Genomic DNA, 16,979 nt, shown 5'->3' on the forward strand with positions numbered 1-16,979 from the left:
GAAAACGTCAGAGCATATCCGCTCTGACGTTTTTTGTTTACATAAATTGAAATGGGTTTGTGTTTGATTCAGAAACAAAGAGCTGCACGTCATATTTTTTATCTGCACATAGCGATTGAAGCTTCGCCTTTACGCCCTCTTTCATAATCTTTTCAGCATAATGTCCTGGGTCCACTACGTTCAGCCCAAGCATCATGGCATCATGCGCAACATGGAAATAAAGGTCTCCTGTCACATACACATCTGCACCCATTCTTTTCGCTTGATGGATGTATTTATTTCCGTCTCCGCCAAGCACCGCCACTTTTTTCACTACAGCGTCTTGATCTCCTACAAAACGAGCACCATTCACATCTAGCTTCGTTTTCACAAATTGTGTGAAATCTCTAAGTGTCATAGGCTCATTTAGCTCTCCAATACGGCCAAGGCCTTTTTGAATAGGAGGAAGATCTGTCGTGTGTACACTATAGGCGACTTCTTCGTAAGGATGTGCTTTGATCATGTCGCGAATCACTTGTTTTTCTATGCTTGCTGGGAAAATGGTTTCAATCCGCACTTCTTTCACAAATTCTAATTGACCCGACTCCCCAATAAACGGCTTAGCTTCTTCTGATGGCAGAAAGCTTCCTGTCCCTTCATTTGAAAACGCACAATGGCTGTAGTTGCCGATATGACCTGCGCCCGCATTTCCTAAAGCTGTCCTGATGGCCTCTTCAAACTCTTCAGGGACATACAAAGCAAGCTGTTTGATTGGATCCTCGTATGTCGGCACTAGCACACTTGTTTCTTCAAGCTCTAGAGCCTCAGCAAGCAGGTCATTGACTCCGCCATCAGCTACGTCTAAATTCGTATGTGCCACATATACCGCAATATCATGTTTGATGCATTTTTCAATGATCCGTCCAGCTGGCTGATCTGTCGCTACATGTTTTAATGGACGAAAAATCGGCGGATGGTGCGCAATAATGAGATCCACTTTTCGCTCGATCGCCTCATCTACTACATTCTCTAATACATCTAGGGTGATCATCACATTACTTACTTTTTTATTTAATGTTCCAATCTGGAGACCAATTTTATCACCTTCCATGGCATATGCCTTTGGTGAAAATTGTTCAAACAATTGGATGATTTCATGCCCGTTTACTGTTTTAGCCAACAGTCAAGACCTCCTTTAGCATCTTTATTTTCACATTCAGCTCTTCAAGGCGCTCTTTGTTTTCTTCTGTCCGTGCTGCCTGCTGAATTTGACTTTCTATCTTCTCCATATGCTGAAGCTCTTGCATCCACTTGCGCTGGAAGACGTCATTTTGCTCTTTCGCAAGAAACGGACCAACCAGCATGCCTGCTTCAAGTGACATTCCTTCATAAGCTTTATCTTTATCACCTTTTTCTGCGATGATGATTTCGTATATTTTGCCGTCCTCTTCTAAAATGACTTCATCCATCAATTCATACCCCTCTTGATAAAGCCATAAACGAATATGGTGGGCATGGATATTCGGCTGAAGAATGAGCCGCTCATGGCCTGCGAGCTTATGCTTGCCCTCATTTAAAATACTTGCAATGAGTGCACCGCCCATACCTGCAATCGTCACAGCATTCACTTCACCTTTTTCAATGACTTCAAGGCCATTTCCTTTTCTGACCGATATTTGTTCATCTAATTCAAGTCTATGTACTTGCTGCTGCGCCGATTGGAGCGGTCCATCGGTAATTTCACCAGCAATGGCTTTCACTGCTTTTTGATGCAGGATCGCATAGCATGGCAAATAGGCATGGTCTGAGCCGATATCAGCGAAGACTGCCTCATCTGGTAAAAAGTCTGCGACTTTTTTTAATCGTTTGGATAAATTCATTTCATTCATACGTATCACTACTTTTCTTTAATGTTCATACTTGTCTATCTTATATAAATTATGGACTTTTTAAAAGTCGTTTTCAAATGAAAAAAGCTCTTCTTTTGAAAAAGAGCTTTTTGTATAAGGTTATTTAATTTTAGATACCCATTCCGCCATTTCATCGAGCTTTTCATTCGGAATCAGCCCGCCTGGCATCCCGTTGCCGCCTTCTTGAATTTTCTTCTTGATGTCAGCGACTTCAAGCTTGTCTCCAACACCTTTTAAAGCAGGACCTGCGCCGCCTTCATAGTTTTCCCCGTGACAGCTTAGACAGTTCTGTTTATACAATTCTTCCGGCGTCGCATTTGCTGTCTCTTCTTGCTTTTGCTCTTTGCCCCCTGAGGCAATCTTTTCTTCATCTTTCAGCCCCTTCATTGATAAGAAAAAAGTGAGTCCAATACCTAAAATGGCAATCAATAAAAATGGTATAAGTGGATTCCGTTTCATTTCTTTCATCCTCCCCTTTGTGAAAACCCCTTTGAGACTATGCAAACAATTCTAATTCTACTTTAATTTTACAAAAAGTAAACGAATTATGATACAAAACTTTGGTCAAGTTCACAGATTAGACAAAAATGATTCAAGATGAGAAATGAAGCCTTCAGCACATTTAGATGTATTTTTTATACATCTTTTCTCTAAGAACGTTGCAAATTCATTTGTTATTCAGTAAAATATAATCAGATTGAAAAAAGCGTTTTCATTTTTGATAAGAAAGAACGGATCTCTTTCAAGATCCGTCCGGTTTCTACTCTAAGAAGTCTTTTAATCGTTTACTTCTGCTTGGGTGTCTTAATTTACGAAGAGCTTTCGCTTCAATTTGTCGGATACGCTCTCTTGTTACGCCGAACACCTTACCAACCTCTTCTAACGTGCGTGTTCTTCCGTCGTCTAGTCCGAAACGTAGTCTCAGCACATTTTCTTCACGGTCCGTCAGCGTGTCTAATACATCTTCAAGCTGCTCTTTTAAGAGTTCGTACGCAGCGTGGTCAGATGGAGATGTCGCCTCTTGGTCTTCGATAAAATCACCAAGATGCGAGTCATCTTCTTCACCAATAGGTGTTTCTAAAGATACAGGCTCTTGCGCAATTTTAAGAATCTCTCTTACCTTTTCTGGAGTTAAATCCATGTCTTCAGCAATTTCTTCAGGCGTTGGTTCTCTGCCTAGGTCTTGCAGAAGCTGTCTTTGAACACGGATCAATTTATTAATGGTTTCCACCATATGAACCGGGATCCGGATTGTTCTCGCCTGATCGGCAATCGCACGTGTGATCGCCTGTCTAATCCACCAAGTCGCATATGTTGAAAATTTATATCCTTTGCGGTAATCAAACTTCTCAACCGCCTTCATCAGACCCATGTTTCCTTCTTGAATCAAGTCAAGGAACAGCATGCCACGACCGACATACCGTTTCGCAATGCTGACAACGAGACGAAGGTTCGCTTCCGCTAATCTTCTTTTTGATTCCTCATCGCCCTCTTCGATCTTTTGAGCATACGTTATTTCTTCTTTAGCAGATAACAAATTGACGCGTCCGATTTCTTTTAAGTACATACGAACAGGATCATTAATTTTGACACCTGGTGGTACGCTTAAATCATTCAGGTCAAATTCTTCTTCCGCCTTAGCCAGCTGCTGAACATTTGGGTCTTCTGTCTCTTCGTTTTCACTAATGAGCTCTACACCCTGTTCGCCTAAGTATTCATAGTATTCATCCATTTGGTCTGATTCAATTTCAAAGCTAGACATACGCTCTGCAATTTCTTCGTATGTTAAAACGCCCCGTTTTTTACCCGTTTCAGTGAGCTTATCTCTCACCTGTTCAAAGGTTAATTCAGTTTCGGTTTCGTGGGCTTGTTTATCAGCCATTATGGATCCCTCCTTCCAAAGCTTGCAACGAATTCTAAAGTAACTTGCGATTTGCTTCCGCCCTGCTTTTCTCTCTCTATCAAACAGATGACGAAGCAAATAGGAAATAAAATAAATAATGATGAAGGCAAGATGCTTGCGGTCTTATGCTCCTCCCGTAAAGGATTCATTGCCAGCCGTAAGTCCTGTCATTAATATTAGACGTATTACTTCAGCGAACGGTTCAACTGAATAATTTCTTTTGCAAGTGTTGCCGCTTTGAAGAAATCTTTTTGCCTCTCCGCTTCTGCACGTTCTAGCTCTTTTTCCTTTATCATTGACAAATTCCGATGATTCAACACTTTTTTTACATAATCACTTAATTCAGCTTCACTTAGTTCGTCTCCGACTTGAATCATCAATATATCCGTCAACAGTTGATTCATGACATCATCTTCTATACGGTTCATCAGGTGCTGCGGCGTTGGTTCTTTGCCTTCTTCATACAAGGCATAAATGTATGTTGCCAGCGCCCTGTGCGAATCTATATTAAATTCAATCCCGATTCTGTCAAGTACTTTGCGGATCACGTCATCGCTTTTTAACATATGAGCAAGCAGCATTCGCTCTGCATTTTCATATGCCGGCCGCAGACGCTTTCTTCTCACTTGTGTTGACAGATGTGCACGCCGTTTTTCAAGCCCGTTTTCTTCCTGCGTGCTTTTGGTTTCTTGCCGCTGCTGCTTTTCAAACAGCTCCAGTTGTTCTTTTAATGAATCAAGTGAGATCGAAAACTCCCCAGCAAGCTGTTTCATGTAAATCTCTTGCTCCAAAGAGCCGTTTAACCGGCTGATTTCTCGGAGAACCTGCTTCATATAAGTAAGACGGTCTCCTTCGTCTGATAAGTTTTTTCCTCTTCGGAAAAAATTCATCTTAAACGTCATTAATGTCACACTTGCATCTATGATGTCATTCCTAAATTTCTCGCCGCCATATTTACGAATGTAATCATCTGGATCAAGTCCATCTGGTATCATGGCAACGCGAACTTTACATCCTCTTTTTCCAAGCAAATCTGATGCTTTCATGGTCGCTTCGTATCCGGCCGTATCAGAGTCATAGCAAAGGATGATCTCTTCTACATTCCGCCTGAGAAGCTTTACGTGCTCTTCTGTAAGAGACGTACCCATTGTTGCAACACTTTCACCGACACCTGATGTAACAGCTGAGATGACGTCTGCAAATCCTTCAAAAAGAACTGCCCGTTCGCGTTTGCGAATATGCATACGTGCGTCATGAAAGTGATAAAGCAGCTTACTTTTATGAAAAAGCGGCGTTTCAGGACTATTCATATATTTAGGCTGCTGATCACCAAGCGATCTTCCGGAAAAAGCGATGACCGTTCCATGATGATCATGAATGGGAAACATGACACGATCTCTAAAGCGGTCAAAAAAGCCTGTGCCGTTTTCACGTTGAATCAAAAGACCAGCCTTCTCCATCATCACAGGATCAAATCCTCGTTTTTCTAAAAACTTGGTCACGAAATCCCAAGAATCAAGAGCATACCCGATCTCAAACTTGGCAATTGTTTCATCCGTAAAGCCTCTGGACCGTAAATAATCGAGTGCGTTTTGACCTTCCTTTGTATTTACCAGCAAATGGTGGTAAAATTTCTTAAGAAGCTCATGGGCCTCAATCATTTTATGATCTGCTGTGTCCTCCTGCTGAGAGGAACTCATCTGAGCATTCGCCACCTGATCAGGCAGATCAATATGGTACTTATCAGCCACATGTGAAACGGCTTCAATAAATGAGTAGCCTTCCATTTGTCTGAGGAACGAAAACACATTGCCTCCTGCACCACAGCCAAAACAATGGAAGATTTGCTTATCTGCTGAAACAGAGAATGAAGGAGTATTTTCACCATGGAATGGACAAAGACCGAAGTAATTTCGACCTTGCTTTCTAAGCTGTACGTATTCTCCAATCACTTCGACAATGTCTGCGTTTTTTTGGATCTGCTCCAAAAGTTCATCTGGTATACGTTTGCTCATCCTAATAACACTCCGTCGTACATTATTCGCCTTTTAATTTAAAAATCCTTCATGATTCGACAGGATTTTTTGTAGTTGCGCCATAAATCGCTTCTTATCCTCTTCTAAAAGCTTTTTGGGACCTTTTCCGTATACACCTTTTCTTCGCTGTTTGCTGGAAACATGCCTGCGTTCCAATTCAAAATCAATTGTTTCGTTTGTGTACATTCGTCCTCTTTCAGACAGAACAATGACCTGTCTCGGAAGCAATAAGGAGGCAAGACCAATATCTTGGGTGACGACAATATCATGTGCGGCAGCTGAGTTGGCAATGACTAAGTCCGCTGCTTCCTTATGTGTATCTACAAACCGCCAATCTTCAAGTGGAGATCTTTTGGTTTGAAAATGCTCATATGAAGCAATAAATGTCACTGGTACTTGAAATTGAGATGCGACAGAAAGGATTTCGTCTTTTACAGGACAAGCATCTGCATCGACATAAATCGTCCTCTCTTTTTTACGTTCATTCAGGTGACTAATTCTCCATCCCTCCACCTTATTCCTGCTTTAGAGAAGCAAAAAGACCATACTTTTCCCCCATAAAGCAATCAACAGTACAACTCATTTTGTCGAAAAGTTATGTTCAGAATCACTTGACTTCTGCCAATATTAGTTTATTCGTTCTTGACTTAACTTAAACCTAAAATCAATCATTTTATCACAATTTTTTATTATAATACAAATGCAGCAAATATGCTATTGTTTTTGTTTACCCGTTTCCCACCATAGGAAAAACCCAGGAGGAGCATCCTGAGTTTATTCGGAACCTCTTTTGGTCAGCATTTGATGAATGACATTTGCCGTTTCCTCAACTGCTTTATTCGATACATCAACGACTTGACAGTTAATGCGGTCAACCACTTTTTCAAAATACTCTAGTTCCTCTTTAATCCGCTCAATGTTCGCATAAATAGCGCGATCATTTAAACCAAGAGATTTTAACCGCTCTTTGCGAATATGATTTAATTTGTCTGGACTAATTTTCAAACCGATACATTTCTTCGGATCAACTGAAAATAACTCTTCTGGCGGATCAACTTCAGGTACAATTGGAACGTTCGCTACCTTCAGCCGTTTATGCGCTAAATATTGAGATAATGGTGTTTTGGACGTGCGTGATACACCAATGAGCACAATATCAGCCTTTAGAATGCCTCTTGGGTCTCTGCCGTCATCGTATTTCACAGCGAACTCGATAGCTTCTACCTTTTTAAAATAGTCCTCATCTAATTGACGTACACGCCCCGGCTCATGTTTCGCTTCATTTCCATATGCCGTCTCCATTTTATCAATGAGTGGACCGATGATGTCATAATAAACAACACCGTTTGCTTCTGCTTCCTCAATTAAGAATTGGCGCATTTCTGGCACAACAAGAGTAAAGCAGACGATCCCATTATCTGCTTTCGCCAGTGAAATGACTTCTTTAATCGTACCAACATCCTCTACATACGGGATTCTTCTAATATTTGAATGGTCTGATGAGCCGCCATCAAATTGGCTAAGTGCCGCTTTGACCACGAGCTCTGCCGTTTCTCCTACTGAATCTGATACCACAAAAATTACGCGATTACTCATAACATCCCCTCGCAGTCTTCTGTCATTAAATTATTTCGTTCTCCGATAAGCTAACAAGTATTTTCGTCATGTTTGTTTTCGTAATTCTACCGACCACTTCAAAGCCTTTATCCGTATCTTTTATCACAGGAAGTGCATCTATTTGCTTTTCAATCAAGTGCTTCGCCACATCCATAATGAAATCTTCCTTGCGGCAAACGGTGATGTTCGGCATTCTTGTCATAATAATATGGACAGGGATAGATGGAAGCTCCTGTTTCCCTATACTTGCGCGAAGGAGGTCTTTTCTTGATAACACGCCTGTTAAAATAGAGTGATCGTCCACAACGAATAATGTGCCCACATCCTCTAAAAACATCGTACAAATCGCATCATAAACCGAAACATTCTCATGTATCACCACTGGAATGGATTGAAAATCTTTCACTTGAAGTTTTTTCAGCTTATCTGCGAGAAGCTGCGTGCCTGTTTTTCCTGTGAAAAAGTAGCCGACCCTTGGTCTTGCTTCTAAAAAGCCTGACATTGTTAAAATGGCTAAATCCGGTCTGAGGGTCGCCCTTGTTAAGTTCAGCCGATCGGCGATATGCTCTCCAGTGATCGGACCATTCTCTTTGACAATCTGTAAAATCTGCTCTTGCCGTTTATTTAACTCGATTGTACTCACCACCTTTAAATAGAGAGAGCGAAATCTTTATTTTATGTATATCATTTTCATAACTCATCATATTATAGCGCATCTTTGTCCGAATGAAACAAAAATCCACTCAAAAACCGTGAATTAAATGAGTAAAAAACGATTGCCCTTCGGAAAAGGCAACCGTTCTTAAGTATTTATTTTACAATTAAATTGTTCATATTCGCAAATGATTGAATCACTTTGGCTAGTTTGACCATTTGTGCCAAACGATTTCGCTTCAGTTTTTCATCATCCGCATGAACCATTGTGTGATCGAAATAATGAACGATCGGTGTTTTTAATGTATCTAGTGCCTCAAGTGCCAGGTTGTATTGTCCTGCTGCTACATGTTCCTTGACAGCTTTCTCTACTTGCTGATACGCCTCAAACAGCTTTTGCTCATGTTCATTTTCAAACAATTCAGGCTGAATCTCTGCGTCTTCCCCTTTTTTACTAATTGAAATGACGCGTCCCAATGCTTCAGCCGTTTCTTTGAAGCTTTCTTGTTTTACACTCTCTTCAAGAACAGCTGCTTTTTTGACGACTGCATATGGCTCAATATTTTCAACATCCAGCACTGCATCAACAACATCATGGCGAATATGCTCTGCTTGAAGAACATATTTTAAACGATGCGTTAAAAATTCAAATAGAGCAGCTTCATGTTCTGCCTTTACTTGAGCAAGTGCTAACAGCTCTTTAAATGAAATATTCCAATGACGGTCGAGCAGGATTTGAACGATACCGCTCGCTTGTCTTCTAAGTCCATAAGGGTCTTGAGAACCCGTTGGGATCACATCGATTGAGAAGAATGAACAAATAGAATCGAGCTTATCTGCTACGGCCACAATCGCACCAATCAAAGTGGATGGTGCCTCGTCACCAGCAAAGCGCGGCATATAGTGCTCGTTGATGCTTCTTGCCACTTCTTCATGTTCACCAAGAGCTCTTGCATATTTCTCACCCATGATTCCTTGTAATTCAGGGAATTCATAGACCATTTGAGTCACAAGGTCAAACTTCGAAATACTTGCTGCTCTCGCCACACGTTTAGTTGTTTCGTCATCTGCTCCGACATGAGCCGCTAGACGGGTTGCAATGTCTGTCACTCTCTTCAGCTTGTCGCCGATTGTTCCAAGTTTCTCATGGAATACCACTTTATCAAGCTTTTTAATATTGTCTTCAATCACTAGTTTTTCGTCTTCTTTATAGAAGAATGCAGCATCTGATAAACGTGCACGAAGTACTTTTTCATTCCCTCTTGCGACATTTTCCAGCGCATCACTGTTTCCGTTTCTGACTGTAATAAAGTGCGGTAATAATTCTCCTTGCTCATTTTTCACAGGGAAGTAGCGCTGATGCTCTTTCATTGTTGTCACCAATACTTCTTCCGGCAATGCAAGAAACTCTTCTTCAAAGGAACCAAACAGCACAGTTGGGTATTCTACAAGATCATTCACTTCTTCTAGAAGTTCAGGATCAACAGGAATGACCCAGCCTTTTTCTGAAGATAGCGCATTTAGCTGTTCAGTAATTAATTGTTTTCTTTTATCTGAGTCTGCAATCACAAATTGATCGCGCAATGTTTGTTCATAGGAAGCCGGTGTGTCAATGCTGGCTGTTGTTCCAAGGAAACGGTGTCCTCTTGTTTCACGGCCGCTTTTCACACCAGCAATTTCAACAGGTACAATCTCTTGTCCAAATAAACAAACAATCCATTTAATCGGACGGATATAGCGTAAATCTTCGCTTCCCCATCTCATGTTCTTTGGAAAGCTTAATGAAGCAGCGATCTCACCTAACGCTGGGAGAAGGTCTTTGACTTGCTTCCCTTCTTGAAACTTTTGGACATGGACATAATCCACTCCTTTGATCTCTTTGAAATAGAGATCATCTGTTGAAGCACCTTGGCCCCGGGCGAAGCCTTCAGCAGCTTTTGTCCAATTGCCTTCAGCATCTTGAGCAATCTTTTTAGCTGGACCTTTTGCTTCTTCTTTGATGTCTTCTTGTTTTTCTGCAACACCTTTCACAAGTACAGCAAGACGTCTTGGTGAGTTGAATAAAGCAGTCTCTTCGAATGAAATATTTTGCGTTTCAAACCATGCTTTTACTTTCTCACCTAGCTGTTTTGTGCTCTCTGGCATGAAACGAGCCGGCATCTCTTCTAAGCCGATTTCAAGTAATACATCTTGTTTATTCATGAGAAGCCGCCTCCTCTTTTAGCATAGGGAATCCCAATTTTTCGCGTTCTTCATAATAGGTTTTGGCTACTTTTCTTGCTAACTGACGCACTCTTCCGATATAACCAGTTCGCTCAGTCACAGAAATAGCGCCCTTTGCATCAAGCAGGTTAAACGTATGAGAGCATTTGAGGACATAATCGTATGCCGGGTGAACAAGCCCTTTGTCCATTTGACTATGTGCTTCTTTCTCATAGGTTGTAAATAGCTCGAACAGCATGTCAGTATTAGATGTTTCAAATGTATAAACAGAGTGCTCATATTCAGCCATTAAGAATAAATCTCTGACCGTAAATCCGTCTGTCCATTCAAGATCGAAGACATTTTCTTTGTCCTGGATGTAAGAAGCAAGACGTTCAATACCGTATGTGATTTCAACAGAAACCGGCTTACATTCTAAGCCGCCGACTTGTTGGAAATACGTGAATTGTGTAATTTCCATCCCATCAAGCCATACTTCCCATCCAAGTCCTGCACAGCCAAGAGATGGATTTTCCCAGTTGTCTTCCACAAAACGAATATCATGTTTCAGCGGGTCAATGCCAAGTGCCTTCAATGATTCAAGATATAGTTCTTGAATATTGTCAGGTGATGGCTTAATGATCACTTGAAATTGATGATGCTGATACAATCTATTTGGGTTTTCTCCATATCTGCCATCAGCCGGGCGTCTTGAAGGCTCTACATATGCTACCTTCCATGGCTCTGGGCCGATGCTTCTGAGGAACGTGTATGGACTCATCGTTCCGGCACCTTTTTCTGTGTCATACGCCTGCATTAATACGCAGCCTTCATTTGACCAATGCTTTTGCAGCGTCAAAATCATGTCTTGAATATTCAATGATCGCACCTCCATCTTTTCTACACCAACCGCTATGTATGGCGGGTGGGATTAGAACCTTGTAAGAGAACACAAAAACTCCCGTCTCTATGCTCGCAAGGTTCTTTGCAAACATAGGGACGAGAGTTTTTCCCGCGGTTCCACCCTATTTGCTGGTGTCGTAGCATCCAGCCGCTTTGTTTTACGCTGCTCAAGAATGCCTTTCGTTACGCCTCCATCCTTAGCTCACACCGCCCTAAGGTCGCTTTTATGGATTTTACGTAAGTACTTCTTTCTGTCAATGCAACATATTTTATCTTAGATGATCTTACAAAAAGTCATGGGAGATGTCAACTTTTGTTTTCGTCACCCATTAGCTTTTTCATGGATTCCATCTGATTCATGAATTTTTTTGATTTTAAATAGAGGCCAGAATATTCGTCATAGTAGTGATCAAGCACTTGACGAATTTCTTGTTTCGTCTGCGGCTTCACATCAACCTGACCAAGCCTTGATAAATCAAAATAGTGAAACAAACGGAGCAGCCTTGCAGCTGCGGGGGACAAGGGCAGTTTATATGGATCTTTCGAAAAACAATTTTGGCAAATGAAGCCGTTATCTCTTATCGAGAAATGGAACTGCCCTTCTTTTTGACCACAGTGAACACATTGATCAAGTTCAGGCTTCATCCCCATCACTGATAACATTTTAACCTCTACGATAAATAAAATAATATCAGCATCTGTGCCTTCGTTGAGATGACGCAGAGATTGAAGCAGAAGCTCAAACAAATAAGGGTTTGGCTTTTTTTCTTCTGTCCCTTTATCAATCAATTCCGTCATATATGCGGCATATGCGGTCAGAAATAAGTCTTCCCGAATGGCCCGCATACTTTCAATCATTTCGCCTTGCTGGAGCGTTCCAAGTCCTGTTGATGATTGGATAAGAAAGGTGCCGTATAAAAACGGCTGGCTTATGGCTGACAGGCGGCTGTTTGATTTTTTTGCGCCTCTTGCCATCACGCCAATTTTTCCATGTTCTCTTGTGAGCAGCGTGACAATTTTGTTTGTTTCGCCATAATCTGTTGTTCTAAGGACGATTCCTTCACTTTTAATGAGCATTTGTCTACACTCCGAGCGCTGGAGGGGGTCAAGAATTATAAGATTGGAAAATCAAATCGTGCTATTTCTTCTTCAAGTACATCGGGTCTTTCCAGGTTCTCCTTTTCTAACTCTTTGAAAAGCAGATACGTGTCAACGCTTCCTGTTTGTGAAAATACGTTCCATGTAAAATTCAACATAAAAACCCCACCTTTCTTTATTAGAAGCAGCAACGCTACATCCAACATATTAATTTTATCTTGACCAGGCTACCTCCATTTCATGATAAACAATTTTTACTAATCGAACCGCACCATTGTCAAATTTGCTGACAAATGCGCGATTTTTTAATATTCGTCTTCTCTAAATCCGAAGTCACGCAAGTGAGTGGATTTATTACGCCAGTCCTTCTGAACTTTGACCCAAAGCTCTAAATACACTTTTGAGCCTAGAAGTGCTTCAATATCTCTGCGCGCTTTTTGTCCCACTTCTTTTAACAAGCTACCTCGTTTACCAATGACGATCCCTTTTTGCGAATCACGTTCTACGACAATGGTTGCCGCGACATGGATCTTGCCATTTTCATCTGGCTTAATCGATTCAATCGCAACCGCAATACTGTGCGGAATCTCTTCTCTCGTTAAATGCAGCACTTTTTCACGAATTAATTCAGAAATAATAAACCGTTCTGGATGATCTGTTACTTGATCTGCCGGATAAAATTGAGGGCCCTCTGGAAGATAACCTTCAATCTGCTGAAGAAGCGTGTCGATATTGTTTCCTTCAAGAGCTGAAATTGGCACAATTTCCTTGAATGGATAACGTGTGCGGTATTCATCAATTAAAAGGAACAGTTCATCTGGATGAATTTGGTCAATTTTATTCACGACAAGGAACACCGGTGTAGATGTTTGCTTTAGTCGTTCAATGATGAATTCATCACCTTTGCCATAGCCTTCCTGTGCGTTGATCATAAATAAGATCAGGTCGACTTCCTTCAGTGTATTTTGAGCAACCCTCATCATAAAATCACCAAGCTTATGCTTAGGTTTATGAATCCCTGGTGTATCGATAAAGATCGTTTGTGATGTGTTCGTTGTCAGGACACCTTGCACTTTGTTTCGCGTCGTTTGGGGCTTATCGCTCATGATGGCGATCTTTTGTCCAATGACACGATTAAGAAAGGTTGATTTCCCTACATTTGGTCTTCCAATAATTGATACAAATCCTGATTTGAAGCTTTCGTTAGTCATTTAAATCCTCCGGTGAAAATGCGCCTGGCAATAGTTCGTTTACTGTTGTTTCGTATATATGTCCTTTTAAGTTCGTTAGAATCACTGGCATGTCAGGTGCACATAGCTCTGAAATGACCTGTCTGCATGCGCCGCACGGCGAAACAGGACGGTCTGTATCAGCCACCACTGCTAACATTTGAAAAGATGTAATGCCTTCTGAATAGGCTTTAAAAAGTGCTGTTCTTTCCGCACAATTACACATACCATATGCTGCATTTTCAATGTTGCAGCCGCCATACACTTTTCCATCATTCGACAGTAACGCTGCACCGACTTTGAATTTAGAATAGGGTACATATGCAAAATCTCTTGCTTTGATTGCTTCTGAAATCAACTCTTGTTTGTTCATTCCTAGTTCCCACTTTCAGAAGAAATGGTACCACTGTCACATTTATATTTTACATAATTCACGTGACATTTTCACGCCCATTTCTAAAAATGTTAATAAATAGTAATATTGTTCTATTGCATGATCTTCGGTAAGAAGATGATCAACCCAATCATAACCGAAATCGCGGCGTAAACGCAAACAGCGCCTGCCGCAGCGTCCTTCGCTCTCTCTGCAAGCGGGTGCCTTTCTTCTGTCATCAGATCCACTGTATGTTCAATGGCTGTATTGACAAGTTCAAGCGCAAACATCCCCCCACAAAGAAGAAGAACGATCAGCCATTCAAATGGGTCAATGCGGAACCAAAAGCCGCAGATCACCACGATGATGGCTGCGACTGTGTGAAATCGAAAATTCCGTTCATTCAAGAAAGTTCGCCATATTCCTCTAAATGCATAATAAAAACTCCGAAAAAAACGGGCGAGCGGCCTTCTTTTCTTACGATGATCTCGAAAGGCCATAATCATCCAAGATTTTTGTCTGTTTGGCGAACATTTCTTTTTCATCTTCCTCTGTCATATGATCATATCCGAGCAAATGGAGGAAGCCGTGAATCGTTAAGAATCCAAGCTCTCTCATAAAGGAATGTCCATATTCCTCCGCCTGCTCTTTCGTTCGATCCACACTAATGATAATGTCACCAAGTACAGGGGGGATATCATCCGCTCCAATGATTTCAATCTCCCCTTCTCCTTCTTCCTCAAGTGCAAAGGAGATTACATCCGTTGGCGCGTCTTTTCCTCGGTATTCTTTATTGATTTGATGAATTTCTTCATTCGAAACGATCGTCACTGATACTTCTGCTTGATCCTTAACCTCAAGTTCGTCTGCAGCAAACTGAAGAAGCTTTTCCACTTCTTCAAGCTGCTCTTTTGATACTTGTCCTGTTTCATCTATTAAATCGATTAACAATGTCATTTACTTCACCTTCTGCTTCGGGGCATCTGGATATTCAATCCGAGAATGGAAAATCCCCTTTAATGTTGTACAAATCGTTTGGCTAATAATATTTAATTCTTTAAATGTGAGGTCACATTCACTAAATTGCCCGTCCTGCATTTTATCTGAAATAATGCCTTTGACAAGCTTTTCAATCCGCTCTGGATTAGGATTATGCATGGAACGAACCGCCGCTTCAACGCTGTCAGCCACAGAAATAATCGCTGCTTCTTTTGATTGCGGCTTTGGACCAGGATAACGGAATTCTTCTTCTGTCACCTGATCATCACGCTCTTTTGCCTTATAGTAAAAGAACTTTAAAAGAGACTTTCCGTGATGCTGTTCTGCAATGTCGACAAGCTCTTCAGGAAACTTCTTTTCTCTCAGCATATCAGCGCCATCTGTCGTATGGGCAATAATAATATTTTTACTCAGCTGAGGAGAAAGCTTGTCATGCGGATTATCAATGTTCATTTGGTTTTCGATAAAGTATTGCGGTCTTTTCGTTTTCCCAATGTCATGATAATAAGCGCCGACCCTTGCTAAAAGACCGTTTGCGCCGACTGCTTCACATGCAGCATCCGCTAAATTTGCCACCATGACACTGTGATGATATGTACCTGGTGTCTCGGTTAAAATCTTTTTGAGCAGCGGATGATTAGGGTTGGATAATTCAATCAGTTTCATTGTTGAAAGAATGCCAAACATGCTCTCAAAAACAGGCATTAACCCAATGACCAAGATAGATGATGCAAACCCTGACACAATCGCCATCATGAGGTTTACACCGATTTCAAGCCCTGATGGTGAAGAGTTTTGGATCAGTGTAATGGATAAAACCACAAGCACATTCACCAAGGCCACCAAAAGCCCGGCCTGCAATATTTTTGATCTTGCATTATGTTTTCTTAAAAATAAAATACCCGCCATCCCGCTCATAAGGTAATAAGCGCAGATCACATAGTTAAAGACGCCGGTTACTCCTTGATTAAACATCATACTGCCGCAAAGAGCAAATACTAGACCGGAGAAGATCGCTAACCGCTCATTAATGAGCAGCTTAATCAGCATCGTGCCAAGTGCCACTGGCACAACATATCCTATCGTCGTATACTTCGTTTCCTGGAAGAGGCTGAACACTTCCATGATAATTAAAATAATCGTGAAAATAAGCGAGTAAAGCAGTAATGACTTATTCTTATGGACAAGCGATTTTTTCCTGGATTCAAGGGAATGAATAATCGCTGCTAAGAAAAGGCCAATTAATATGAAAAGACCAGTTACAGGCTTAAATAAATTTGAGCTGTTTAATAAGCCCGTCAGTTCTAATTTACGATAAACTTCTCGGTCGATGAGTTCTCCTTCTTCGACTAGAATTTGTCCTTGTTTGATTTGCACTGGCTGAATATTATCAGCGGCTTCCTGTCTTTTCTTCTCTGTTGCCACTGGGTCAAATACATAGTTTGGAATGATCGCAAATTCGCCGATCTCTTTCGCTGCATTTAAGTATTTTGACGGAATAGAATTATTTTTAAGCTCTGTTTTGACTTGTTTTTTCTCATCTTGTAATTTCGCGGCTGTGATTTCTTTACTCATCAGTGAATTCACCACTGTGATGATGGAATCCTTAGTAAATGAGAGATTTTCATCACTTGCCTGGAGCAGTGCTTTGATGGATTGATCCGAAACAGCCTCCTGCATATCTGTTGTGAGCTTTTCTTTGACACGCTTGACCATTTCTTGATCTGATGGCGCGTTCTCTTTATCATCAGCTGCTTTCTTCTCTTCTTTAATGGCTTCAAAGAGGGATGAGATGAGGTCTACGCGATTATCAGAATACGCTTTTTTGAGCGTATATTGATCCTCTACTTGATCTGTTGCTTCTTGTTTCTTTTCTTCTGTCGCTTCTTGATCATCAACGGTTGACGGAGAATAGATGGTCTGTTCGCTCACAGAAAACAAATCTAAGTCGAGCGATTCAGGCTTTACATGGAAGAAGAGCACTACGAATAAAATGGCTGCTAAACCAGCGTACAGCAAAACATTTAAATAACGTGAGCGCTCCATTTTCTGAGGTTCTTTTTTAGACAGCAGTCT

17 protein-coding genes and 1 other annotated feature are annotated in these 16,979 nt (G+C 41.2%); all 17 genes read right to left on the reverse strand.

All coding sequences use genetic code 11. The annotated features are described in order from the left end of the window. Window positions 1-37: 37 nt before the first annotated feature. Window positions 38-1,159, reverse strand: a complete 1,122-nt coding sequence (locus tag ACP69X_RS12350; RefSeq protein ID WP_039180024.1) for a Nif3-like dinuclear metal center hexameric protein — start codon at window positions 1,157-1,159, stop codon at window positions 38-40. Next, window positions 1,152-1,868, reverse strand: coding sequence for a tRNA (adenine(22)-N(1))-methyltransferase (locus ACP69X_RS12355; protein WP_411264276.1), 717 nt, complete (start codon window positions 1,866-1,868; stop codon window positions 1,152-1,154). Before ACP69X_RS12355 ends, ACP69X_RS12350 begins: the two co-directional genes overlap by 8 nt. 120 nt (window positions 1,869-1,988) lie before the next feature. Continuing rightward, window positions 1,989-2,348 carry a cytochrome c550 gene (cccA, locus tag ACP69X_RS12360; protein ID WP_034280134.1) on the reverse strand — a complete coding sequence of 120 codons (360 nt, stop codon included), beginning with the start codon at window positions 2,346-2,348 and terminating at the stop codon, window positions 1,989-1,991. 301 nt (window positions 2,349-2,649) lie between these two features. Next, complete coding sequence (gene rpoD / locus ACP69X_RS12365; protein WP_008342392.1) at window positions 2,650-3,771, reverse strand: RNA polymerase sigma factor RpoD; 1,122 nt, start codon at window positions 3,769-3,771, stop codon at window positions 2,650-2,652. 206 nt (window positions 3,772-3,977) lie between these two features. Further along, window positions 3,978-5,807 (reverse strand): DNA primase, encoded by a 1,830-nt coding sequence (gene dnaG, locus ACP69X_RS12370; protein ID WP_024423015.1) that lies wholly within the window; start codon window positions 5,805-5,807, stop codon window positions 3,978-3,980. A 33-nt stretch (window positions 5,808-5,840) separates the two neighbouring features. After that, on the reverse strand, window positions 5,841-6,341 hold the full coding sequence (locus ACP69X_RS12375; RefSeq protein ID WP_426052712.1) for a YaiI/YqxD family protein: 501 nt from the start codon (window positions 6,339-6,341) through the stop codon (window positions 5,841-5,843). Window positions 6,342-6,602: 261 nt separating this feature from the next. Further along, window positions 6,603-7,424, reverse strand: coding sequence for a pyruvate, water dikinase regulatory protein (locus ACP69X_RS12380; RefSeq protein ID WP_008342399.1), 822 nt, complete (start codon window positions 7,422-7,424; stop codon window positions 6,603-6,605). A gap of 25 nt (window positions 7,425-7,449) precedes the next feature. Further along, complete coding sequence (locus tag ACP69X_RS12385) at window positions 7,450-8,088, reverse strand: helix-turn-helix transcriptional regulator (protein ID WP_024423017.1); 639 nt, start codon at window positions 8,086-8,088, stop codon at window positions 7,450-7,452. A gap of 167 nt (window positions 8,089-8,255) precedes the next feature. Next, the gene (gene glyS, locus ACP69X_RS12390) at window positions 8,256-10,301 is read right to left on the reverse strand and encodes a glycine--tRNA ligase subunit beta (RefSeq protein WP_073979121.1); all 2,046 of its coding nucleotides are present in this window, start codon (window positions 10,299-10,301) and stop codon (window positions 8,256-8,258) included. Next, a complete protein-coding gene (gene glyQ / locus ACP69X_RS12395; protein WP_012010611.1) occupies window positions 10,294-11,181 on the reverse strand; it encodes a glycine--tRNA ligase subunit alpha in 888 nt (295 codons plus the stop codon). Before glyQ ends, glyS begins: the two co-directional genes overlap by 8 nt. A gap of 112 nt (window positions 11,182-11,293) precedes the next feature. Continuing rightward, window positions 11,294-11,471 (reverse strand) — a binding site (T-box leader). A 39-nt stretch (window positions 11,472-11,510) separates the two neighbouring features. Continuing rightward, window positions 11,511-12,281 (reverse strand): DNA repair protein RecO, encoded by a 771-nt coding sequence (recO, locus tag ACP69X_RS12400; protein ID WP_047202320.1) that lies wholly within the window; start codon window positions 12,279-12,281, stop codon window positions 11,511-11,513. A gap of 35 nt (window positions 12,282-12,316) precedes the next feature. Continuing rightward, window positions 12,317-12,460 carry a YqzL family protein gene (locus ACP69X_RS12405; RefSeq protein WP_003217288.1) on the reverse strand — a complete coding sequence of 48 codons (144 nt, stop codon included), beginning with the start codon at window positions 12,458-12,460 and terminating at the stop codon, window positions 12,317-12,319. A 147-nt stretch (window positions 12,461-12,607) separates the two neighbouring features. Beyond that, the gene (era, locus tag ACP69X_RS12410) at window positions 12,608-13,513 is read right to left on the reverse strand and encodes a GTPase Era (protein WP_007501305.1); all 906 of its coding nucleotides are present in this window, start codon (window positions 13,511-13,513) and stop codon (window positions 12,608-12,610) included. Continuing rightward, a complete protein-coding gene (locus ACP69X_RS12415) occupies window positions 13,506-13,904 on the reverse strand; it encodes a cytidine deaminase (protein ID WP_008356263.1) in 399 nt (132 codons plus the stop codon). Before ACP69X_RS12415 ends, era begins: the two co-directional genes overlap by 8 nt. Before the next feature lie 113 nt (window positions 13,905-14,017). Then, on the reverse strand, window positions 14,018-14,404 hold the full coding sequence (locus ACP69X_RS12420; RefSeq protein WP_024423020.1) for a diacylglycerol kinase family protein: 387 nt from the start codon (window positions 14,402-14,404) through the stop codon (window positions 14,018-14,020). Continuing rightward, a complete protein-coding gene (gene ybeY, locus ACP69X_RS12425; RefSeq protein WP_024423021.1) occupies window positions 14,382-14,861 on the reverse strand; it encodes an rRNA maturation RNase YbeY in 480 nt (159 codons plus the stop codon). Before ybeY ends, ACP69X_RS12420 begins: the two co-directional genes overlap by 23 nt. After that, entirely contained in the window at window positions 14,862-16,973 is a 2,112-nt protein-coding gene (locus ACP69X_RS12430; protein WP_370332964.1) for an HD family phosphohydrolase, read from the reverse strand. Between the last annotated feature and the right edge of the window lie 6 nt (window positions 16,974-16,979).

The sequence above is a fragment of the Bacillus sp. DC4300-2b2 genome (assembly GCF_049895685.1).
Classification (GTDB): Bacteria; Bacillota; Bacilli; order Bacillales; family Bacillaceae; genus Bacillus; species Bacillus safensis.